Annotated in this window: 17 protein-coding genes; 2 read left to right on the forward strand and 15 right to left on the reverse strand. The window is 31.6% G+C overall.

Annotated features, from left to right (window positions below; genetic code table 11):
• The first annotated feature begins 863 nt into the window (after nucleotides 1-863).
• A complete protein-coding gene (gene cls, locus JHL18_RS18575; RefSeq protein WP_243277974.1) occupies nucleotides 864-2,303 on the forward strand; it encodes a cardiolipin synthase in 1,440 nt (479 codons plus the stop codon).
• Nucleotides 2,304-2,381: 78 nt separating this feature from the next.
• On the opposite strand, the gene JHL18_RS18580 is transcribed toward cls, so the two are convergent.
• The 5 genes from JHL18_RS18580 to JHL18_RS18600 all read right to left on the reverse strand — a co-directional run bounded on the left by JHL18_RS18580 (nucleotide 2,382) and on the right by JHL18_RS18600 (nucleotide 7,728).
• Nucleotides 2,382-2,840, reverse strand: a complete 459-nt coding sequence (locus JHL18_RS18580) for a VanZ family protein (protein ID WP_200271994.1) — start codon at nucleotides 2,838-2,840, stop codon at nucleotides 2,382-2,384.
• 62 nt (nucleotides 2,841-2,902) lie between these two features.
• The gene (locus JHL18_RS18585) at nucleotides 2,903-4,339 is read right to left on the reverse strand and encodes a glycogen synthase (RefSeq protein ID WP_200271996.1); all 1,437 of its coding nucleotides are present in this window, start codon (nucleotides 4,337-4,339) and stop codon (nucleotides 2,903-2,905) included.
• Nucleotides 4,340-4,747: 408 nt separating this feature from the next.
• Nucleotides 4,748-5,854 carry a glucose-1-phosphate adenylyltransferase subunit GlgD gene (gene glgD / locus JHL18_RS18590; protein WP_200271998.1) on the reverse strand — a complete coding sequence of 369 codons (1,107 nt, stop codon included), beginning with the start codon at nucleotides 5,852-5,854 and terminating at the stop codon, nucleotides 4,748-4,750.
• An 18-nt stretch (nucleotides 5,855-5,872) separates the two neighbouring features.
• A complete protein-coding gene (locus JHL18_RS18595; protein ID WP_200272000.1) occupies nucleotides 5,873-7,021 on the reverse strand; it encodes a glucose-1-phosphate adenylyltransferase in 1,149 nt (382 codons plus the stop codon).
• A 269-nt stretch (nucleotides 7,022-7,290) separates the two neighbouring features.
• The gene (locus JHL18_RS18600) at nucleotides 7,291-7,728 is read right to left on the reverse strand and encodes a hypothetical protein (protein WP_200272002.1); all 438 of its coding nucleotides are present in this window, start codon (nucleotides 7,726-7,728) and stop codon (nucleotides 7,291-7,293) included.
• A 228-nt stretch (nucleotides 7,729-7,956) separates the two neighbouring features.
• On the opposite strand from JHL18_RS18600, the gene JHL18_RS18605 reads away from it, so the two are divergent.
• Nucleotides 7,957-9,210, forward strand: coding sequence for a Y-family DNA polymerase (locus tag JHL18_RS18605; protein ID WP_200272004.1), 1,254 nt, complete (start codon nucleotides 7,957-7,959; stop codon nucleotides 9,208-9,210).
• Nucleotides 9,211-9,415: 205 nt separating this feature from the next.
• Here the strand turns inward: JHL18_RS18605 and JHL18_RS18610 are convergent, their stop codons facing one another.
• The 10 genes from JHL18_RS18610 to JHL18_RS18655 all read right to left on the reverse strand — a co-directional run.
• Entirely contained in the window at nucleotides 9,416-9,844 is a 429-nt protein-coding gene (locus tag JHL18_RS18610) for a DUF2871 family protein (RefSeq protein ID WP_200272006.1), read from the reverse strand.
• A 411-nt stretch (nucleotides 9,845-10,255) separates the two neighbouring features.
• Nucleotides 10,256-12,118 (reverse strand): glycoside hydrolase family 13 protein, encoded by a 1,863-nt coding sequence (locus JHL18_RS18615; protein WP_200272008.1) that lies wholly within the window; start codon nucleotides 12,116-12,118, stop codon nucleotides 10,256-10,258.
• A 179-nt stretch (nucleotides 12,119-12,297) separates the two neighbouring features.
• A complete protein-coding gene (locus tag JHL18_RS18620) occupies nucleotides 12,298-14,733 on the reverse strand; it encodes a glycogen/starch/alpha-glucan phosphorylase (protein WP_200272010.1) in 2,436 nt (811 codons plus the stop codon).
• Between the two features lie 74 nt (nucleotides 14,734-14,807).
• A complete protein-coding gene (glgA, locus tag JHL18_RS18625; protein ID WP_200272013.1) occupies nucleotides 14,808-16,244 on the reverse strand; it encodes a glycogen synthase GlgA in 1,437 nt (478 codons plus the stop codon).
• Between the two features lie 41 nt (nucleotides 16,245-16,285).
• Nucleotides 16,286-18,754, reverse strand: coding sequence for a 1,4-alpha-glucan branching protein GlgB (gene glgB / locus JHL18_RS18630; protein WP_200272015.1), 2,469 nt, complete (start codon nucleotides 18,752-18,754; stop codon nucleotides 16,286-16,288).
• A 365-nt stretch (nucleotides 18,755-19,119) separates the two neighbouring features.
• The gene (locus JHL18_RS18635) at nucleotides 19,120-19,851 is read right to left on the reverse strand and encodes an ABC transporter ATP-binding protein (RefSeq protein ID WP_200272017.1); all 732 of its coding nucleotides are present in this window, start codon (nucleotides 19,849-19,851) and stop codon (nucleotides 19,120-19,122) included.
• A complete protein-coding gene (locus JHL18_RS18640) occupies nucleotides 19,844-20,614 on the reverse strand; it encodes an ABC transporter ATP-binding protein (RefSeq protein WP_200272019.1) in 771 nt (256 codons plus the stop codon). Before JHL18_RS18640 ends, JHL18_RS18635 begins: the two co-directional genes overlap by 8 nt.
• Nucleotides 20,601-21,665: a branched-chain amino acid ABC transporter permease gene (locus tag JHL18_RS18645; protein WP_200272140.1), complete on the reverse strand. Its 1,065-nt coding sequence runs from the start codon at nucleotides 21,663-21,665 to the stop codon at nucleotides 20,601-20,603. Before JHL18_RS18645 ends, JHL18_RS18640 begins: the two co-directional genes overlap by 14 nt.
• A 3-nt stretch (nucleotides 21,666-21,668) precedes the next feature.
• Entirely contained in the window at nucleotides 21,669-22,556 is an 888-nt protein-coding gene (locus JHL18_RS18650; RefSeq protein WP_200272021.1) for a branched-chain amino acid ABC transporter permease, read from the reverse strand.
• A gap of 61 nt (nucleotides 22,557-22,617) precedes the next feature.
• Nucleotides 22,618-23,338, reverse strand: a 721-nt coding sequence (locus JHL18_RS18655; RefSeq protein ID WP_200272023.1) for an ABC transporter substrate-binding protein, incomplete at its 5' end; no start/stop codon positions are given.

Raw genomic sequence — 23,338 nt, forward strand, 5'->3', positions numbered from 1 at the left:
TCAATTTAAAGTTTAATCATAGCTTACTTACTTAGTAAGTCTTTTTTCAAAAGAATTGCTGGTTTAGTTTAAGTCTATATTTAGACTTTGTTTATCTTCTCTGTTTAATTTTCAAAGACCAAGTTGCTGTTGCCGCTCATTTGCGACTTCTTTATATTATCATGTGTACATTTTTTTGTCAACATTTTTTTAAAAATTTTATTTTCAGACAAAATCTTTAAATTTGTTTGTTGGCTTGTCGTTGTTTATATCAGCGACGTGTTTTATAATAACATGTATATAAACACTTATGATTATATAATGTGCTATTTAGCTTTATTTATTCATATATATAATTGTTTTTTCTATATATTCCTCTAAATTTCTACAACTGATACACTCGGATATGTTTATTGGTATATTTAGTCATATTCTTTAAATATGTAGTAACTAAACCAAAAAGTCTACTTATAAAACCTCTATAACATATAAGAATATACTCAATACAAATGTATTAATGATAACTTAATATCAGCTTAACCTTTATTTATGAAGCAAAACATAATTAAAAGTTAAAATAGTTTCTTATATATTATGAATTCATGGAGCTGAAATATTCATTCTTGAGACTTCCTATAGTTTTGGTGAGAAAATCCGAAAATATAATTGCACTAAAACAAAAATAGTTTATACTTATGTTGATTTAATTATTCTTAGTTAATTAAAATCTAATGAAATTCATATAACATTTTAATCAGCATTACATAAACTTGTTTCTTATGGTCATTATTTGTATATAATATAATGTATTTATTATTTTTGCATACTATCATTACTATTTACTTAGAGACTTTATTCTTATTAATATGGAGGTGATAATTTTTATGATGAGATTACCAAGTTATATGATGTATTTAATTTTTGTTATTAATTTTATTCTTTCAATTACTATAGTGGTCTTGGAAAGAAAGCAACCAGAAAAAACACTTGCTTGGCTTTTGGTTCTTGCACTTGTCCCGCCAGTAGGACTATTTCTGTATATTTTCTTAGGCAGGAACTGGAAGATACACAAATTGAATGACGAAAGATTTTCAAATCAAGTTCAAGACCTAATATCCCCCGTATTAAAAGAAATAAAAGATAAGACATATATATCTTTAATAGAGCTATTGGCTAATAATAGTGATTCACCTGTATTTCTAAATAATGATATAACTGTTTTTAAAGATGGAATTCAAAAATTCAAAAGACTTAAAGAAGAACTATTAAAAGCAAAGCATCATATCCATTTGGAGTATTATATTGTTAAAAGTGATACTATAGGCAATGAAATAAAAGAGATTCTAATAAAAAAATCCTTAGAAGGTGTACGTGTAAGATTTATAATAGATAGAGTTGGCGCAGCGAAAATGAAAAGAAGCTATATTAGAGAACTAAGATCTGCTGGAATCGATGTAGTTTTATACTCGTATTTTTTATCTCCTTTATTGAAACTTATAAATACTCAAATAAATTATAGAAACCATAGAAAAATTGCTATTATTGATGGTAAAGTTGGTTTTTTAGGTGGTATTAATATAGGCGATGAATATCTCGGCAACAGTAAATTAGGCTATTGGAGAGACACTCATATAATGGTAAAAGGTGATTTCGTCTTGGGACTTCAAGCAGTTTTTTTGGACGATTTTATGACAATTCAACAAGCCAACAATTATTATAGCTTTTACGATCAAGAATTTGACCAATACTTTCCTACAACTAATGTAGAATCCCCTTTGGCTATGCAACTTGTAAAAAGCGGACCAGATTCAGAGTTTCCGGCAATAATGCAAGGAATGCTAAAGATGATAACTATGGCTACAGATAGAATTTATATAACTACACCATATTTCGTCCCAACTGAAAGCATAATGGATGCCCTCAGAATATCTGCACTAGGTGGAGTAAACATAAAAATAATATTTCCTGAAAGAGCTGACCACATAATGGTAAATAAAGCTTCTAGAACTTATCTTGGCGAACTTATGCGTTGCGGTGTAAAAGTATATTTCTACGATAAAAGTTCTTTTGTTCACGCAAAAACCATTACAATAGACGGAAAGATTTCTTCAGTGGGTACAGCTAATATGGATATACGAAGTTTTGATTTAAACTACGAGATAAACACTGTAATATATAGTGAACACATATCTCAACAACTAGATCAATTATTCTTAGAAGACTTAAAAAACTGTAGAGAGTTTTCCTTAGAAGAATATGAAAATGCAGATAAATTAACCAAAGTTATAGAAGGTGTAGCTAGAATATTTTCATCACTTCTATAGATATAATAGATATAAACAAAAGAGCTCACCGAAGCAGCTTTCTTCTGTAAGCTCTTTTACAGTAAAAAAAATAGTGGTTTAACCCACTATTTTAGATTTATATCTTATTTTATTAAATAGAGTAATTACCATTCCTCCGAATATAGCTCCACTTGTATCTATTAATACATCTCTAAACTTTCCAGTTCTTCCTGGTACAAAAAGTTGATGAATCTCATCTGTACAAGCATATCCAAAAGTTAAAATTATGCCCAATATGATAGCAGATCTTTTATTTAGGTAATTTCTAAAAGCATTATATGCAAGGAGAACTAGTATTAAGTATTCTGTAAAATGTGCTGCTTTTCTTACAATAAAAGTAGCAAGCTCTCCTAACATACCGTTTAAATCTATTCCTAATGCATTAAACACATATATGACTAATGCACTTTGTTTATCTGATTCGGTTCCATTCTTAGATGAGTATGCAAATATTATAATCATCCAAAATAATAAAGCACCCCAGCTTATCTTTAACCTTAATTTTCTCTTATCCATTTGTCCTCCATCAAATTTAATACTATATAATTATGTTTTACACTATTCTATTATTATATATATTATCTTAATTTAGCAATCTTCATATATAAATTTTTATATTTCGCTGCCGATAACCTCCAACTGTTATCCTTATTCATTATTCTGACACATAACCTATTCCATGAGTCTTTATGATTATTAAAAACATCTAAAGAACGTTCTATTGCACTAAAAAAATCTATAGTATTATATTCTTTAAAAACAAATCCATCACCGTCATCAGTATACTTATTGTAATCCTCTACTGTATCCTTAAGCCCCCCTGTGGCTCTAACTACTGGAACTGTACCATACCTCATTGCGATAAGCTGCCCCAAGCCACAAGGTTCAAATTTCGAAGGCATCAAGAATATATCCGAACCTGCATAAACCTTTCTTGAAAAACCTTCATCAAATTTTAGTACCGCTCTAAAATTATCATACTTATTTTCAAAATATCTAAAGTCCTCTTCATAGTGACTTTCACCTGTTCCAGTTATCACCAACTGAATATTCTTATTCATTAATTTATTTATAATACCTTCTAAGAGTCCAATTCCTTTCTGATCTACAAGCCTTGTCACCATACCTATAACAGGAATATTTATATCTACAACCAAACCCAAGTCTTCTTGTAGTTTTAATTTGTTTTTATATTTATCATCTAAATTATCACAATAGTAATTAAAATATATACTTTTATCCTCCTTAGGATTAAACTGATCATAGTCTATACCGTTTTGTATACCAGTCAATAAATGTTTCTTATTCTCTAATATAGAGCTCAAACCATAACCTAGATGTTGCTGCCTGATCTCTTCTGAATATGTTTTACTTACTGTAGTCACTCTATCAGCACTTAATATAGCCCACTTCATAAAAGATATTCCTTCTTCGTATCTTAGCTTATCTTCAGTAAAGTACTCTTTTTCATCTAATCCGAGCATCCAGAGTAAATCCTTGCCGTATACCCCTTGATATAATATGTTGTGTACTGTAAATACTGTTCTGATATTATCATAAATTGTATTTCCTCGGTAATAAATGTCTTTTAGCGGTATAACTAAAGATGAATGCCAATCATTACAGTGTACTATATCAAGCTTAAAATCATCCATATACTTTATAGCTTCCAATACTGCTTTTGAAAAGAAGATGAACCTTTCATAATCATCATGGTAGCCATAAGCCTCTGTTCTGTAAAAGTAAAATGGATTATCTATAAAATAATATTGAACCTCATCTAACTTTAAAGTAAAAAGATTGCAATCTACAGTTTTCCATCCTATATAAGTTGTATAATGAGCCACCCTCTTCATCTTTCTTTTTATTTTTTTAGGAAACTTATACTTCGGCATTATTACACGTATATCAACATCTATTTGTTTTAAACTTTTTGGCAATGAATACGCAACATCTCCAAGTCCTCCAACCTTCATAAAAGGATACGCTTCAGCGGTTACAAATAAAACTCCCATACTTTTGTTCCTCACATATCTTATAATTCTTATGTTTACTTCTACTTATATGAATTTACTACTTTAATCTGAAATGTATTTTTAAAACTCTCACAGGCTCTTGCGAAAGAATTTAGAAATATTAAATTTTATTACGAAGTGGTACATCCATATATAGCTTTAATTATAGGGTATTGATACATAACTATACCATATATCACAATATATTAATTTTTGCGAATCTGCCTATCCTCATATATATGATTAAGAATATCATAAAAATAAGTTTTTACTGAATAGACATAAAGGCTTTCTAAATTCATTAAAATATATAGGTTTAGCTAAATCAAAGTTTTCTACCATCCATCACCACAAAAAAAGCTTGAATCATCTTCTGATCCAAGCTTTTATATTATAAACATTTTTAGTTTATAAAAGACTCTGTTTTTCTAGGACCAAAGGAAATTTTTCTGGTCCCCTTAAATCCTGAGATTTAGGTATATATGAACCCTTATCTGCTACTATATTCATAAGTTTAGCATTAGGTCCAATTATGCAATTCTGAAGTATAATACAGTCTTTAACATAAGCACCCTTATTTATATTAACTCTTCTTGAAATTACAGAGTTTTCTACATGCCCCTCTATATAGCAGCCATTTGCTATTATAGAATTTGTTACTTCGCTATCCTTAGTATATTTAGTAGGACTTTCATCCTTTGATTTAGTATATATAGGAGCGTTATCATGGAATAGTTCTGCATTTATTCTTACATTTAACAAGTCCATATTTCCTTTATAATATGAATGTAATGAATTTACACAACATAGGTAGCCACTAAATTCATAGGAATATACTCTAAGTGTATCTAACTGTCTATAGATATTTCTTTTAATCTTTCTGTTTCTACCAGTCTTTATACTGTCATATATAAGCTCAATGAACAAATCTTTTCTCATAAGAAACATTTCCATACATATATTTGCTTCTTTTTCGTAACCTATATTTTCTCCAACACTTACTACTCTACCATATTCATTAATATTTAATACATCACAGTCAATAAAACTCTTATCTGCATTATTTACTTTTTTGTAGAGTACAGTTATATCATTATTACTCTTCTCATGAAAATTCATAGCTTCTCTAAAGTCAATATTGCATATCATATACGAAGGTGCTAATATAACATACTCTTGCTTAGAGTATTGAAAAAATTCAAGATTATCAGCAAAATTATGAACATCATCATATACAGGATCTTCATCTGCAAAATTAAACACTCTAAGACCATATCTTTTTCTGTGTAAGTCCCACGGTCTTCCATTACTTATGTGATCCATTAAGGACCTTGACTTATTTTTAGTAAATATACCTATATTCTCAATACCGGCATTAGTCATATTTGATAGTATAAAATCTATCACTCTGTATCTCCCAGCAAAAGGGACTGATGCTAACGGCCTTGTTCTAGTAAGTTCAGTTATTTTGTCGTCATTCTCATCTAAATTGATTATTCCCAAATAATTTTTCACTATGTTCACCCCCATAACTTATCCTTCTATAATAGTTCCACTTTTTAAATCTTCTTTTGCCGGAATTACTGTAATTGTCTTTCCATTGCCTATTTTACATTCTTTTCTTATGGCAACTCCGCCACCTACGATAGCTTTATTTACAATAGCATTCTCTCCAATTTTAGTATTCGGCATTACAACTGAATCTTTTACAACTGCGTTTTTGCCTACTACTACACCTGGAAAAAGCACTGAATTTTCAACTTCACCATGAATGATGCATCCTTCAACAATAAGAGATGATTTTACTGAAGCATTTTGTCCTATATATTGAGCTGGTCTGCCCGGACTTACAGAATAAATTCTCCACTCATCATCATAAAGATTAAGTTCATTGTTATCTTTTAATAAATCCATATTAGCTTCCCAAAGGCTTTCTATAGTACCAACATCCTTCCAATATCCTTTAAACGGATATGCAACTAATCTTCTTCCATCCTCAATCATCTTCGGTATTATATTCTTTCCAAAATCATTAATTGAATTTTTATCAGCTTCATCTTCCTTCAAGAATTTCTTAAGTGTTTTCCAATTAAAAATATATATACCCATTGAAGCTTTAGTACTCTTAGGATTCGCTGGTTTTTCATCAAATTCATATATTGATAAATCATCATTAGTGTTCATTATTCCAAATCTTGATGCTTCACTTAATGTTACATCAATAACTGCTATTGTAGCATCCGCTTCCTTCTGCTTGTGAAAATCAAGCATCTTTTCATAATCCATCTTATATATATGATCACCTGATAATATTAAAACATATTCTGGTTCATACCCGTCCACGAAAGGTATATTTTGATATATAGCATTGGCAGTCCCCTTATACCAATTGCCGCCTCTTTCTTCTTGATAAGGTGGAAGAATAGCTACTCCACCATCTCTCCTATCAAGGTCCCAAGGACTTCCTATACCAATATGTGAATTTAACTCAAGAGGTTGATATTGAGTTAACACTCCAACTGTATATATGCCTGAATTAGCACAATTGCTTAATGCAAAATCAATTATTCTATATTTCCCTCCAAATGGAACTGCTGGTTTTGCTAGTTTCTTGGTCAATACCCCTAATCTTGATCCTTGTCCACCAGCAAGTATTAGAGCTATAATTTGTTTTTTTACCATTTTAGCCTCTCCCCTCGTTTTTCATCCCTCAACACCTAACGATATAATTACAAAATTTGTAACTATATTATTATTATACCAATTACTGTAAATCCCTTCAACGTCCTTTAGCCCTTATTTTTTAATGTAAACGTGCCCTTAATAAATTTTTTTTAATATTTAATCTATTATTATAATTTGTTACATTATTCAAAAACTTATTCTTGGTTTTGTTAATAAATACAAGATGCCTGTAATTATGTACAGGCATCTTATTTATATCTTAATTTTTACTCCGACATAAACTTGCTTATATACGCAAGAGATTCTTCCAGCAACTCCTGTCCCCCTTGTAGACCTTGTATCTTATCTTCCAAGTTTGATGTTCTTTGATCCAATCTATATATCATATCTTTTATATCATTTAACAACTTGCTATTATAAGAAACTTGGTTTCCATCCGTATCTATATATATTTTTTCTGGAGGATTTCCACATTTATTACACTTTGCATAGATCCCTTCTTTTTCTGTATCTTTAAAAACCTTAAAGGTATCATTATCGCAGTAAGAGCAATTAGAAAGCATAGTAAAATCATAATAGCTTATATCAAAGCTATAAATTGCTCCACATTCTTTACAGCTTATACTTAAGTTATTATCTTCTGTATTTATATAAAAACTATTTCCGTTACAACCTTCTTTTTCACACACCACAGTTCTAATCATAATATTCACCTCCTATAAAGATAAATATGCTTATATATTTAAAAAAATTCGTAAATAAGTCATGAAAATGAATATTTTCGTTTACCTTAGAACATATGTTCTGTATAATTAATTTATGGATATACTATAAATATAGATGTACCACTTCAATCTGAAAATATAAATTGTATTATGAAGTGGTACATCAATACATGTGTTCAAATTACATTTTATGAAGGATGGTTGTATATGCTTAGTAAAAGATTGATATTTCACATTGATGTAAATTCTGCATATCTATCTTGGGAGGCTTGTTATAGACTTCAGCATGGTGAAACTTTAGATCTCCGTGAAGTTCCTTCTGCAATAGGTGGAAACCCTAAAAATCGTCATGGAATAATTCTAGCAAAATCTATTCCTGCTAAAAAATATAATATAACTACTGGAGAATCACTTTATAGTGCTCTAAAAAAGTGTCCTAATCTTCTAGTAGTTCCACCTAAATATGATTTATATATGAAGTGCAGTAATTCAATGATGGCTATATTAAAAGAATATAGTCCTCAAATTCAAAGATTCTCAGTTGATGAGTGTTTCATTGATTTAACATATAGTAATTTAAATATAGACCCTATATCAATAGCAACAAAAATAAAGAATCAAATAAAAGATACTTTAGGCTTCACTGTAAATATAGGAATTTCGACTAACAAACTCTTAGCTAAAATGGCTTCTGATTTTGAAAAACCCGATAAAGTTCACACGCTATATGAGGAAGAAATAAAGGATAAGATGTGGCCTCTTCCAGTAGAAGATTTATTTATGGTTGGCCGTTCTACTGCACCTAAACTTAGATCATTAAACATAAATACGATTGGAGATTTAGCCCATTATGATTTAGATATACTTAAGTATGAATTTAAAAGCTTGGGTTTAACGCTTTGGAATTATGCTAATGGCATAGAAAACTCATCAGTACTTTCAGAAAGCCACAACACCATGAAAAGCATAGGTAATTCCACTACTATAGCATATGATATAACAAACAAGGAAGATGCTTATAAGATAATACTCTCCTTAGTGGAGACTGTATCTATAAGGCTTAGAAGTTCTGATTGCTATTGTAGAGTAATATCTATAAATGTTAAGAATAGTAGCTTCATGAATTATTCAAAGCAGACAAAGTTATTTAATCCTACTGATTCTACTATGAATATATTTACTACCTGTTGTAATCTTTTAGATAGCCTCTGGATCGGAGATCCCATTAGGCACATAGGTGTTCACGTATCAGATTTAAGTTCAAACACTACTTATCAAATTTCACTTTTTGATGAAAAGCATATAGAAAAAACTAAAAACTTAGATAAAACTATAGATGAAATAAGAGAAAAATTCGGAGATTATTCTGTAGTTAGAGGAACTTTTGTGAACTCCGGAATTAAACCTCTATGCGGAGGAGTTGGAGAAGACGACTATACTATCATGTCTAGTATATTGTAAATTATTGAATTTAACAGGAGAAGAAGCTTTGTTTTTTACTATATAGAAATAAAAAAATTTCTAAACTGATTAAATATCTAAGCTCATCTAGCTTAAAACTTTATAATTTTCTATACAGTAAAAAAGTGATAGTTACGGATAACTATCACTTCTTTATTGGGGGGATAGGGAATGTCTTACTATATTTAGGACAAAAGTCCGATAATTACTTTTTATTAATCTCTTCAGTTTTAATTAGTGAATGCTGCCTAGAAACATTTCTAACTAGATATACAGACCATAGCAAACATACACCTAAACCTAAATGTGCTATATCTATTGATAAATTCATAGCTTCTATTATAAAGCCTTTGTTCTCTAGCACTTTTTGAGATAACATCAACAGTACAGATCCTATTAAAAAAACATTATATAATACTAGCCATAGATTAAAACTTTTCTTTTTACTAATATTTAAAACATTATCAGCACCATACATCAAAGCCATAAATCCGGCACCTAGTATTAGGAGATGACCATTTGTCAATTTAACAAAATCTCCATTATTAAAATCACTTAAAACTACTATATTTAAAAGCCCGCTTAAGAGCCAGAGAACCGCATATCCAATAGAAAACAACTTTAGTTTCTTCATAATATATCACCTCTTAAATACCTATGTATCGTATTATTATTATATTTTTATATTATATTTTTGTTACCTTAATTATAAACTAATTGATAATTATTTTCAAGTAATTTTTTATATCATTTAATAAACAACCACTAGTTTTTTGCTCTTCTCCCTTTCCGGATGTACATCATGAAATTGTGCCAGATGAATAAGTTCTATTTTTTACTATATAGACATAAAAGGCTTATACCCCTGTTGAGATAAATAGTTTAATTCCCATAAACTTTGTATCATTTTTACATAAAAAAAGAACCTATATAAATAGTCTTTTTTAAAGTATCTATTATATAGGTTCCATATTAATTCTTTGCGTAAGCTCACTAAAGAATTAGATGCATAACCACTTAATTCCATTAGCAATATCCGAGTTTTTCAAAAGACTTTTACAAGCAGTTTAACTTCTGCTGGTTTAAGTTCAACTGAAATTATTCCTTCTGCTGAATAATAAACATCATTTTTACAATCTCTAAGCATATCTCTATAATGTCCCTTTACTTCTCCGAATTCTACTTTTATAGAATTACTTGAATTTCTATTCATGACAACTAAAATCTTGCTGTTATTATAGCTTCGTTCAAAACATATTACATCAGCATTTGTATCAAAAAACTTTAACTCTCCACGTTTTAATACTAAACTATTACTTCTAATGCCAGAAAGCCTCTTGTACCAACTTAAAATATCCTTATCTTCTTTATCCCAAGGATATGTTCTTCTATTATCCGGATCTTTCTGTCCCTGAAGACCTGCTTCATCGCCATAATAGATCACCGGCACTCCAGGAAATGTCATTTGGAAAGCTACTGCTAGCTTAACCATACTTTTGGCTATATTTTCATCATTATAGGTATTGATGAACATAGTAATTATTCTTTCAGTATCATGGGTTCCCAATACATTCATCGATGCATAAAAGTTTTCCTTAGGGTAGTTTTCGTAAAGATTCATAAACTTCTTCAATAACATGTGAGAATCGATATTTCTATTTAAAAAGCCTATTATGATATCTCTGAAGGTATATCCCATTACCGAGTCTAATTCGTCTCCATATAGATATTCTCTTCTTTTTCCATAACTAACTTTGTTAGATGCATCTTCCCATACTTCGCCTACAAGTACCGCATCATCTTTTAGCTTTTTGATTTTACTCTTAATAGCTTTTATAAATTGATCAGGAAGCTCATCTGCAACGTCAAGTCTCCAACCTGATGCACCAAGATTCATCCATTTTGAGAGCACTGAATCTTCTTTGTTGATTATATAGTCCATGTATGAAGGGTTTAATTCATCTACATTAGGAAGATTTTCAAAGCCCCACCAACTTTCATAATCACTAGGATAGTCTCTGAACCTATACCACTCATAATACTTAGATTCTTTAGATTGGTATGCTCCTAGTGAATCATAATTTCCATTCTTATTAAAATATACGCTATCAGATCCTGTATGGCTAAACACTCCATCTAATAGTATCCTTATTCCATGCTTATTAGCTTCACTACATAAGAATTTAAATATGTGGTCATCTCCAAACATAGGATCTATATTTTTATAGTTTGCAGTATCATACTTGTGGCAACTAGGTGCTTCAAATATAGGATTTAAATATATAGTTGTAACTCCTAAGGATTTTATATAATCTAGCTTCTTTATTATGCCTTTTAGGTTACCACCAAAAAAGTCCCATCTTAATATCTTTCCTTCGGCATCTTTTATATACATAGGTTTATCATACCAATTACCATATATAAAAGAATTTTTTTTAGGATTATCTACTAAACCAGTATCATTACCATTAAAAAATCTATCTACAAAGATCTGATATATGATACCTTCCTTATACCACTTCGGAACTAAGTTATCTTCATATACAGTTATTTGATAATACTTAGGGCTATCAGCATATATTTGTCCTACCCCTCCCAGACTTTCATTATTATTGCCATAATAAAGTGTCTGTCCTTGTCTTTTCAAAACAAAATAATAATTTAGTACTCCTTTAGTTATAGCAGTAAAACTGGTCTTAAAGAAGCATATATCCTTCTTGCCTTCTTTATAAAACATTTCCATTAAAATACTTTGTCTATGTCCATCAAAATGAATAAGTTCTATAAAAGCTTCTTGACATCCCTGTGATTCAATAACAATACTTATTTCAGTTCCCAACTTTACTGCACCAAATGGATTTCTATAGTAAGTATTTTGAGAATCATGCAATATATAAAAATTATTCATAACTTTTTCCTTCCTATGACTTATTTTAATAATACCTCAGGTATATCCTGAGGTATTATTGTAATTAATTAGATAGATATATCTTTTTTATCAAATTGAAGTAGCACATCCTTTTAGATGGACTACTCTATAATTAAACATATACTTTTAGGTATAGAGTTTTTCCAACCTTAGTTATATTATAAATTTTTATATAGATATCCTGATCCCCATATACCTGTAGCATATTCTTGTATAGTTCTATCAGATGAAAAAACACCTGAGTGAGCTATATTTATAGCTGCCATACTTTGCCATTTATCCACATCTCTATAGATAGTATCTACTCTATCCTGCGCTCTAACATAAGAATCAAAATCCTTTAGCACAAAGAATTCATCATTATAGGTTAGTAAATGTTCAAAAACAGTCTTGAATCTATCTTTATCAGGAGAATAATACCCATTTATTATATCTTGAGTAACTCTTCTTAATCTTGGATCGCCGTTGCAAGTATCCCAAGCAGAGTATCCACCTTTTGAATAATAATCGAGTACCTCTCTTTCAGTAAGACCAAAGATTACTATATTATCATCGCCAACTTCATCTCTTATTTCAACATTAGCACCATCTAGAGTAGCTACTGTTATAGCTCCATTCATCATAAACTTCATATTTGAGGTACCTGAAGCTTCTTTAGTGGTTGTAGATATCTGTTCACTAACATCTGTAGCAGGTATTATATCTTCAGCCTGAGATACTCTGTAGTTCTCCATATAAACAACTTTTATTTTATCTTTTATTCTCTTATCATTATTTACCTTTTCACCTACTGCATTTATAAGTTCTATTGTTTTTTTTGCAAGATAGTATCCCGGAGCCGCTTTTCCTGCAAAAACAAAGGTTCTAGGTACTATATCCAAATCAGGATTATCAATTAGTCTATTATAAAGATCCATTATTCTTAGGCAGTTAAGCGTCTGCCTCTTATATGCATGTATCCTCTTTACTTGGACGTCAAAAATTGAATTTGGATCTATCTTTATCCCATTTGAATCATAAATAATCTTAGCTAAAGACTTCTTGTTATTACTCTTTATCTCTGCAAGCTTTCCCAAAACTGCTTTATCTTTAGAAAACCTTTCGAAATTTTCCAAGTCAGTAGGATGCTTTATCCAACCTTCTCCAATAGTATCACTTAACAAAGAAGTTAGTTCTGGATTTGACTTAATAAGCCATCTTCTATGGGTTATCCCATTTGTTTTATTATTAAACTTTCTAGGATATAAGTAATAAAACTCTTTCATCTCTTGTTTTTTAAGTATTTCAGTATGAAGTTTAGCCACACCATTTACACTATGACTTCCGACTATGGCTAAGTTAGCCATCCTTACATATCCATCGCCAATTATGGACATCTTAGATATCTTATCCCACTGTCCTATATACTTATTCCATAAATCCTGACAGAATCTTCTGTTTATCTCTTCAACTATCATATAAATTCTTGGAAGCAGCTTCTTAAACATATCTACAGGCCACTTTTCTAAAGCTTCCGCAAGTATAGTATGATTTGTGTAAGACACTGTATTAGTAGTTATTCTCCACGCATCTTCCCAAGACATACCTTCTTCATCCATTAAAAGTCTCATAAGCTCAGGAATAGCAAGAGTTGGATGAGTATCATTTATATGAATAGCAAGCATGTCGTCAAGATTCATTAGTTTATGTCCATTGTCTTTAAAATATCTCAATATACTTTGAATACCAGCTGATACAAAAAAGTATTGTTGCTTTAATCTTAATATTTTACCCTCATAGAAAGTATCATCTGGATAAAGCACATGTGATATAGCTTCTACTGAATTTTTGTACTCAATAGCTTTTAAAAAGTCTCCTCTACTAAAAGATGAAAAATCAAATTCATTTGATACCGGTTCTGCACTCCATAGTCTTAAAGTATTAACCACATCATTTTTATATCCTACCACAGGAGTATCATAAGGTATTGCTAAAACTGGTTCGTAGTTGATCTGTGTAAAACTTAATCTACCATTTACCTCTTCAACCCTCACTTCTCCTCCAAACTTAACAATCTCAGACTTATCAGGCTTCTTCATCTCCCAGACATTACCTTCTCTAAGCCAATAGTCTGGCGCTTCAACCTGAGCACCATTCATTATCTTTTGTTCAAAAAATCCATATTTATATCTAATTCCGCAGCCATGACCTGGGATATTTAGGGATGCCATAGAATCTAAGAAGCAAGCTGCAAGTCTTCCAAGTCCACCATTTCCTAAGCCCTGATCATGCTCAAACTCTTCCAATTCTCTAAGATCAATATTCAATTCATCCAAAGCCTCTTTACATACATCTCTTATACCTAGATTCAAGAGCGCATCTCCAAGAAGCCTTCCTAATAAAAATTCCATGGAGAAATAATAAACTTGTTTTTCGCCCGTTTGATTATATCTTTTATTGGTATCTATCCAAGCTTTAGCAACATAATCTCTAACTAAACTGCCTAAAGTTTCGTACTTATTCTGCTGAGTTCCCTTTTCCAATTCTTTGCCGTGAAGTTCTAAAAATTTCTTAAGATAGTCCTTTTTAAAGGCGTCTTTGTCTATATTGAACATATTTATTCCTCCTTTATACTAAAGCATAATCTATAGATAAACTACTTCAGTCCTTAAACTCCAAATAAAGTAGTTTATCTACAATAAAGCAACGATTCATACAACCTTCTATAATCTCCCGCAGCCTTTTCCCAACTATTATCGGAAGTCATTGCTTGCTTTATAAGTCCATCCCATACTTGCTTATTATGGTAGGATTTTATTGCGTATTCTATTGTTGCTAAAAGTTCCGAGCTTATATAGTTATAAAAACTAAACCCGTTTCCTTCACCAGTATATTTGTTATAAGGGGTAACAGTGTCCTTCAATCCTCCAGTTTCTCTAACTATAGGTATAGTTCCATATCTAAGCGCTATCAATTGACCAAGTCCACAAGGTTCAAACAATGATGGCATTAAGAACATATCTGTACCAGCATAAATTCTATGTGCCAATTCATCACTAAACATTATATTAATAGACACCTTATCCGGATACCTATATTGTAAATTTCTAAAATGATCTTCATAAGATCTATCGCCTGTACCAAGCACAACTAACTGGATATTATGTTGAAGTAATCTATCAGCTATATTTACTACTAAATCCATTCCTTTTTGGTTAGTAAGTCTTGATACAATTCCAATTATCGGAACATCTTCTCTCTCAGGCAAGCCTAATTGTTTTTGTAGTGCTAGTTTATTTGATTTCTTATCTTCAATATTATTAAGATTATAGTTTTTAAAAATATAGTTATCATTGCTCGGATTATATATATCATAATCTATTCCATTTAATATCCCCGATAATACAGTATTTCTAGCACGCAAAAGACCGTCAAGCTTTTCACCATAATTCTCACTTTGTATTTCTGAGGCATAAGTATAGCTTACTGTTGAGACACGATCAGAATAGTTTATTCCACCTTTCATAAAGCTCACACCACCGTGAAGTTCTAGACTCCCATTATTGAAAGGTTCCATATCATATCCAAAAAGTTCTTGTAAAACTTCTGCACCATAATTACCTTGAAAAAGTAAGTTGTGTATAGAATATACTGACTTTATATCTGAGTAAAACGGATCTTTGCTGTACTCAAGCTTCAATAATACCGGTACCATTCCAGTCTGCCAGTCATTACAATGTATCACATCAGGTTTGAAATCTAACTCTTTTATAGCTTGAAGCACAGCTCTATCAAAGAATGCAAATCTTTCCCCATCATCATAGTAACCGTACAAACCTTCTCTATCAAAATACTGCTCGTTGTCTATAAAATAAAACTTTACACCTTCGTATTCATATTCAAATATTCCACAATAAGAGTTTCTCCAACCTACTGGAACTGTAAACCACTTTATGAAATAAAGCTTATCTTTATACTTATCTTTTATATTCTTATATTTTGGTATTATAACTCTTGCATCAATACCTTGTTTTACTAAAGCTTTAGGTAATGCTCCCATAACATCACCTAATCCTCCAGTCTTAATAAATGGATCTGCCTCTGATGCAATAAAAAGTACTTTCATTATCTCATCTACCTCCTCAATATTTATGATGACTAATTGTTTTATTCTTTATCTTTAATCTGCTTTTCGGCTATACTTAAAGCCTTATCAAAATCTAAGCCTTCTAAGATATTCTGTTCATTTTCTTCTACATCATCTATTATATTTACAGGTTTTAATATTAATGTTGCCATAGGAGGTACTTTGATAGTTAATTTATACTTTTGGTTATGCCAAGGTGATTTATCAGAGAATAAGTTCTCTCCAATTAATTGACCAGATCCACCATATTCCTTACTATCTGTGTTAAACACTTCCTGATATTCACCTAGATAAGGAACCCCTATATTAAAATCATAATAAACTATTGAGGTAAAGTTACATACATATATTAAACTTTTCTTTGGATCGTCAGTCTTCCTAGCAAAGACTATAATACTTTGAGTAGCATTATCAGCATCAATCCATTCAAAACCATTCTTGTTATAGTCATACTGCCATAAGGCCTCATTTTCTAAATAAAATTTGTTTATATCTTTAAAGAACTTTTGTGTATCTCTATGCATTTCAAATTTCTCTAAAAGTTTAAACTCTAACCCTTCGTGATTTCTCCATTCTATAAACTGTGCAAATTCACTGCCCATAAATAATAACTTCTTACCTGGATGAGCAAGCATATAAGATATAAATAGTCTAAGCCCTGCAAATTTGTTCCAATAATCTCCCCACATTTTATCCACTAATGACTTTTTACCATGTACAACTTCATCATGCGATATTGGAAGTATAAAGTTTTCCGAGTAATTGTACATCATTGAGAAGGTTATTAGATTGTGGTGATGTTTCCTATATATAGGGTCAATCTGAATATACCTTAACATATCATTCATCCAACCCATATTCCACTTAAAGTTGAATCCTAATCCACCGATATCAACAGGCTTAGTCACCATAGGCCAAGATGTTGACTCTTCTGCCACAACAAGAATATTGCTAACCTGTTTAAATATAGCTTTATTTAGCGCTTTTAAGAATTCTACAGCCTCTAAATTTTCTCGCCCGCCGTACTTATTAGGCTTCCATTCTCCATGCTTTCTATCGTAATCAAGATATATCATATTTGCCACAGCATCTACTCTTAATCCATCTATATGAAAATTCTTTAGCCAATAAAGAGCATTAGAAATCAAAAAGCTTTTTACTTCTGGCTTCCCTAAATCAAAATTAGCAGCTCCCCACCCTTTGTTTTCTTGTTTCGAAACCTCGCTATATTCATAAGTTGGAGTGCCATCAAACATATATAATCCATGTTCATCCTTACAGAAGTGACCTGGAACCCAATCTAAAATTACACCTATATTTTTTTCATGTAATGAGTCAACTAGCACCTTAAAGTCATCACTGCTTCCATATCTTCTTGTCACTGAATAATACCCTGTCACTTGATATCCCCAAGAATCATCTAGCGGATGCTCCATTATAGGCATTAGCTCCACGTGGGTGTAGCCCATTTCTTCAACATATGACGGAAGTATTTCTGCGAGCTCCAAGTAATTATAAAAACTTCCATCTTCTTTTCTACTCCACGAACCTAGATGAAGTTCATATATATTAATGGGACTTTCATACACATTAGTATTATTTCTTTTTTCTAACCACTTATCATCTTTCCAAGTATAATCAGTACCCCCGGTAACTAAGGAAGCTGTGTTTGGCCTAAGCTCTGATGCGAAAGCATAAGGATCGGACTTTAATACAATCTTCTTTCCATCCTTACTTGTTATGGCATATTTATATACAGCTCCAGCCTTAAGCTCTGGAATAAACCCACTCCATAAACCAGACTCACTAATCCTCTTCAACTTGTTATCATCATTACTTTCCCATGAACTAAAATTTCCAACCACATGTACAGCACTTGCGTTTGGAGCCCAAGTAGTAAACCTTGCACCTGATATTCCATTTTCCTCTACTAGATGACATCCCATAAATTTATAACTTTCGTAGTTATTACCCTCATGAAATAGATAGATATTTAAATCAGAAACGATACCAACTCCTTCATTTTTATGAGCTTTAAGAACTTGCTTATCTTCCTTAACTCTTTCAATATTTAATTCTTCGATTTCTAGTGATATAGGTTCATCAACTACTTTTTTCGTTCTTGTTCTAGTTTTCTTAGGTTTAACTTCAGCTTTATTTTCATCAACAGCATCCTTCTTCTTTGTTGTTCTCCTAGTAGTTTTTTTAACTAACTCTTCACCTTCAGCCTCTAATTCTTGTACCGCTCCCTCTAAAGCCTCATTTGCCTTTTTTGTTGTTTTTCTAGTTTTTGAAGTTTTAGTCGTCACTTTAGCTTTATCATCTTTCTTAACTGTAGCCTTATCTACATTATCATTAACTTCTTCTGTATTTGATTTTTTAGCTCTGGTAGTTTTTTTCTTTGTAACATTCTTCTTTTGGGCTAATTCTTTTGTTCCTGCTGTCTCTTCAACAACCACTATATCTAAATCATTTTCTAAGTTACTCATAAATTACGCCCCCATTCCCATAAATTTAAAATTCCATATTTTACATATATTCTACAAAAAAGCTATAACCCCTTCACATATTTTGGAAATGAAACTATATAAAATCAAATTTATAATACCCTTAAATGAAACCGTTTATAAATCTTAATATGGAAACATTATGAAATTAAATATGCCATAATATCACATAATTTTGTCATACAAATGCCACAAAAATCTCTTATTATTTAATTAATCCCTTAATAATTAAATTATTAGACATCCACAATACAGAAAATAGACAAAGAACTTTAACATTAATCTTTTCCCTAAGAAAAAAAATCGCTGAAGAAAGTCATTTCAGCGATTTTTTACATTATTCACTTTTATAATGCGGCTTCTTTTTTATCAACCGCTTCACCCAAATAGGCATTTTTTATATCTTCATTTTTAAGAAGTTCTTCTCCAGTACCTTCCATTATTATTCTTCCAGTTTCAAGTACATACCCATAATCCGCAGCCTTTAAAGCAAGATTTGCATTTTGCTCTATTAGCAGTATCGTAACCCCTTGGTTTCTTATCTCTTGAATTATATTAAAGATATCCTTAACTATTATAGGTGCAAGACCAAGTGAAGGCTCATCCATCATTAGAAGTTTTGGCTTTGCCATAAGAGCTCTTCCTACTGCTAACATTTGTTGCTCTCCTCCAGAAAGAGTTCCTGCAAGCTGCCACTTTCTTTCCTCTAATCTCGGAAACAATTCATATATCCATTTTATATCTTTTTCTATTTCCTTCTTATCTTTTCTGAAATACGCACCTAACTTGATATTCTCAAGAACAGTAAGGTTCGGGAAAACTCTTCTTCCTTCAGGAACCAAAGTCAAGCCCATCTTTGGTATGTGCTCTGTCTTTTTGTTAGTTATATCTACTCCATCATAGATTATCTTGCCCGACTTAATTTTAGTAAGACCTACAGTCGCTCTTAGTGTTGTACTCTTTCCAGCTCCGTTAGCACCAACAAGAGTAACAATCTTTCCTTGCTCTACATTTATAGATATTCCATTAAGAGCCTCAATAGCCCCATAAGATACCACTAAATCTTCTATTTTAAGCATCTTCCTTCACCCCCAAGTAGGCTTCAATAACCTTTGAATTATTTTGAATTTCATAAGGTGTACCATGTGCTATAGTAACTCCATGATCAAGCACATATATTCTATCAGATATCCCCATTACTAGAGGCATATGATGTTCTATCATAAATATAGTAAGACCAAATTCATCTCTTATTTCGTTTATAAAACTTGTAAGTTCATCAGATTCCTTTGGGTTCATTCCAGCTGCTGGCTCATCTAGAAGCATAACCTCCGGATTAGTTGCAAGACCTCTAGCTATTTCTAACCTTCTTTGCTTTCCGTAAGGAAGTGAACTTGCCTTTTCATCCTTAAGATCTAAAAGACCAACTCTCTCTAGTAGATCTAGTGATTTTTGAACCATTTCTTTTTCTTCTTTTCTATATCTAGGAAGCTTAAACATTCCTTCTAAAAACATTGATTTTAAATGAAGGTGATTTGCTATAAGAACATTGTCTAAAACTGTTAATTCTCCAAATAGTCTTATATTTTGAAAAGTCCTAGCTATCCCTTTTTTAGTTATAGCATCTGGCTTTAGTCCAGAAATTCTTTCATTATTAAAAAATATTTGTCCTTCTGAAGGGCTGTAAACACCTGTTATCATATTAAAAGCTGTAGTCTTACCTGCACCGTTAGGCCCGATAAGAGCAACAATTTCACCCTTATTAAGTTCCAAACTAAAGTCCTTAACAGCTGTAAGTCCTCCAAACTTCATTGTTATCTTATCCGCATTAAGCAATTTCATCTCGGCTTCCTCCTTTGCTGCGTCCTATGTTCTTGAAGAATCCAAAAAGACCATTCCATGAAAATTCTTTATTTCCCATAAGACCTTTACTAAAAAACAATACAGCTATCATCAGAAGGGCTGAGAACACAACCATTCTAGTGCCAGCAACTCCTTTTATTCTATATCCACCTATAGTCATAGTTTCATCTAAGAACCTTAAAGCTTCTCCAGCTATTGTTATTATAAATGATGAAATTATAGTTCCTGTTATACTACCCATTCCACCTAAAACTATGATAAGTAGTATATTGAAAGTAAGCATGAACTTAAACATTGTAGGATCTATTGTTCCTAGTGAATTTGCAAGTAAGCCCCCACCTACTCCAGCAAAAAAAGCCCCTATTGAAAATGCTAGAGTTTTATTCCTAAAAAGATTTACCCCCATACTTTCAGCTGCTATTTCGTCTTCTCTTATTGCTTTCAGCGCTCTACCAAAACTACTATTCACAAATGACACCATAAGTATAACTGTCACTATGAATACCCCAAAACTCCACCATATATTAGTAGTTACTGGTATACCTTTTAATCCTAACGCACCATTAGTAATGGATTGTGTATTATTTATTACGACTCTTATTATTTCTGCAAAACCAAGCGTTGCAATAGCTAGGTAATCACCTTTAAGTCTCAATGCAGGAGCTCCTATTAAGTAAGCTAAAAATGCAGATATAAGTCCTGCAACTATAAGTGCCACCGGGAAAGATAATTGTATATTTGCTAAAGGTGCCGCTATAGGCTGCATAAAGAAATTTTGCGCTTTAACTTCAGGCGACATAGTTAAAAGAGCTGTTGTATAAGCACCTATAGCTATAAATCCAGCATGCCCCAATGAAAATAATCCTGTAAAACCATTAATTAAGTTCATACTTAGAGCTAAAACTGCATAAATAGCACACAAGTTAAGTATTCTTGTCTTATATGGATCAAAGTTTTTATCTGCATATATTAAAAATAATATGAGTACGACAAATGAGACTCCTGTTAAAATTAAATTTCTCTTTTTCATCATCTACACCTTCTCCGAAATCTTTTCGCCCATTATGCCTGTTGGCTTAAATAGTAATATAACTATTAAAAGTATAAAGGCAAAAGCATCTCTATAACCTGTAAGACTTGGTAATAATGCAACAAGCATGATTTCACCTATTCCAAGGATAAATCCACCCACTACAGCACCAGTAATGTTTCCTATTCCACCTATAACCGCAGCTATAAAGCATTTAAGTCCAGGCATAACCCCCATAAGAGGATTGATATTAGGGAACTTGAATCCCCACATTATACTTCCAATTGCCGCTAAAGCTGATCCTATAGCGAAAGTTAAAGTTATTATTCTGTTTATATTTATAGTCATCAATGAAGATATCTCATAATCCTTAGAAACAGCTCTCATGGCCATTCCAACTTTTGTTTTGTTTACAACATATAATAATAGAAAAAGTATAATAACGGTTACCACTGGAATTATGATTGTAAGTCTTTGCATTGATACTGATCCGATCTTAATTACATCAGTAAAAAGTGGTTCTTGTGGAAATGCTTTAGGCACACCCCCAAAAACAACTGTTCCTAAGTTTTCAAGGAAGAATGATACTCCTATAGCTGATATCAATATTGATATCTTAGGTGCAGTTCTTATAGGTTTGTAAGCTGCCTTTTCTATAAATATTCCAAGTAATACTGTTAGAGCTATAGAAAGCAATACCGCTACATACCAAGGCATTGCGAAAACTGCCATACCATAAAAGGTAAAATAAGCAGCCATCATAAATATATCTCCGTGAGCAAAATTTATAAGTCTTAATATTCCATAAACCATTGTGTATCCTATTGCTATTAGCGCATATAAACTACCTAAGGATATTCCATTAGCTAAATGCTGCAAAAGTGTACCCATATTAAAATCCCTCTCCTTTTAAGACATAGAGGACTGACCAAGAGCTAGTCCTCTAATTCTTTTATTTTGTTGGCTCTACTGTGTCAGTATAAGTGAATTTGCCATTCTTCACAGTCTTGATTATTGCTGCTTTTATCGCATTTCTATCTTCATCAAAATTGATTACTCCTGTAGCTCCTTGAAAATCCTTAGTTTTTACAAGTTCATCTCTTAACTTAACAGAATCATTCGACCCAGTTCTCTTAAGAGCATCTACTAGTATTAAATATGAATCATATCCAAGTGCAGACATTGCAGAAGCATCTTTTCCACTGTATTCTTTCTTATATTCTTGTAAGAACTTCTCCGATTCTTTTGTAACTGGTTTTTCTGTAGCAAATGCAGTTGAGAATATTGCTCCTTCAGCGGCTTGACCACCTATCTTCAAGAAATCTGGTGTCTCCCATGTATCTCCACCCACTATTGGAGCCTTTATTCCTAAATCTCTTGCTTGCTTTATTAGAAGCGCTGATTCAGTGAAGTTACCAGGCGCAAATATTACATCTGGATTTTGTGATTTTATATTAGTTAACTGTGCACTAAAATCTTGATCTCCAGTATTATAGTTAGATACAGAAACTATAGCTTTACTATCTCCAGTTAATTTTGTGAATGAGTCTGTAAAATACTTAGCTAATCCAACTGCGTAGTCATTAGAAACTTCTTGTACTATTGCGACCTTCTTAGCATTAAGCTTTGAGTAAGCATAATTTGCCATTACTGTTCCTTGGAATGGATCTATA

It is taken from the genome of Clostridium yunnanense, from assembly GCF_016595795.1.
Classification (GTDB): Bacteria; Bacillota; Clostridia; order Clostridiales; family Clostridiaceae; genus Clostridium_AR; species Clostridium_AR yunnanense.

What these genes read in the sequence shown, in the direction of transcription:
- JHL18_RS18635 (WP_200272017.1), bottom strand. Translation starts at nt 19,851, where the DNA reads ATGCTTAAAATAGAAGATTTAGTGGTATCTTATGGGGCTATTGAGGCT.
- JHL18_RS18610 (WP_200272006.1), bottom strand. Translation starts at nt 9,844, where the DNA reads ATGAAGAAACTAAAGTTGTTTTCTATTGGATATGCGGTTCTCTGGCTC.
- JHL18_RS18600 (WP_200272002.1), bottom strand. Translation starts at nt 7,728, where the DNA reads ATGATTAGAACTGTGGTGTGTGAAAAAGAAGGTTGTAACGGAAATAGT.
- JHL18_RS18650 (WP_200272021.1), bottom strand. Translation starts at nt 22,556, where the DNA reads ATGGGTACACTTTTGCAGCATTTAGCTAATGGAATATCCTTAGGTAGT.
- JHL18_RS18615 (WP_200272008.1), bottom strand. Translation starts at nt 12,118, where the DNA reads ATGAATAATTTTTATATATTGCATGATTCTCAAAATACTTACTATAGA.
- JHL18_RS18605 (WP_200272004.1), top strand. Translation starts at nt 7,957, where the DNA reads ATGCTTAGTAAAAGATTGATATTTCACATTGATGTAAATTCTGCATAT.
- JHL18_RS18645 (WP_200272140.1), bottom strand. Translation starts at nt 21,665, where the DNA reads ATGAAAAAGAGAAATTTAATTTTAACAGGAGTCTCATTTGTCGTACTC.
- JHL18_RS18580 (WP_200271994.1), bottom strand. Translation starts at nt 2,840, where the DNA reads ATGGATAAGAGAAAATTAAGGTTAAAGATAAGCTGGGGTGCTTTATTA.
- glgB (WP_200272015.1), bottom strand. Translation starts at nt 18,754, where the DNA reads ATGAGTAACTTAGAAAATGATTTAGATATAGTGGTTGTTGAAGAGACA.
- glgA (WP_200272013.1), bottom strand. Translation starts at nt 16,244, where the DNA reads ATGAAAGTACTTTTTATTGCATCAGAGGCAGATCCATTTATTAAGACT.
- JHL18_RS18640 (WP_200272019.1), bottom strand. Translation starts at nt 20,614, where the DNA reads ATGAAATTGCTTAATGCGGATAAGATAACAATGAAGTTTGGAGGACTT.
- JHL18_RS18585 (WP_200271996.1), bottom strand. Translation starts at nt 4,339, where the DNA reads ATGGGAGTTTTATTTGTAACCGCTGAAGCGTATCCTTTTATGAAGGTT.
- cls (WP_243277974.1), top strand. Translation starts at nt 864, where the DNA reads ATGATGAGATTACCAAGTTATATGATGTATTTAATTTTTGTTATTAAT.
- JHL18_RS18595 (WP_200272000.1), bottom strand. Translation starts at nt 7,021, where the DNA reads ATGGTAAAAAAACAAATTATAGCTCTAATACTTGCTGGTGGACAAGGA.
- JHL18_RS18620 (WP_200272010.1), bottom strand. Translation starts at nt 14,733, where the DNA reads ATGTTCAATATAGACAAAGACGCCTTTAAAAAGGACTATCTTAAGAAA.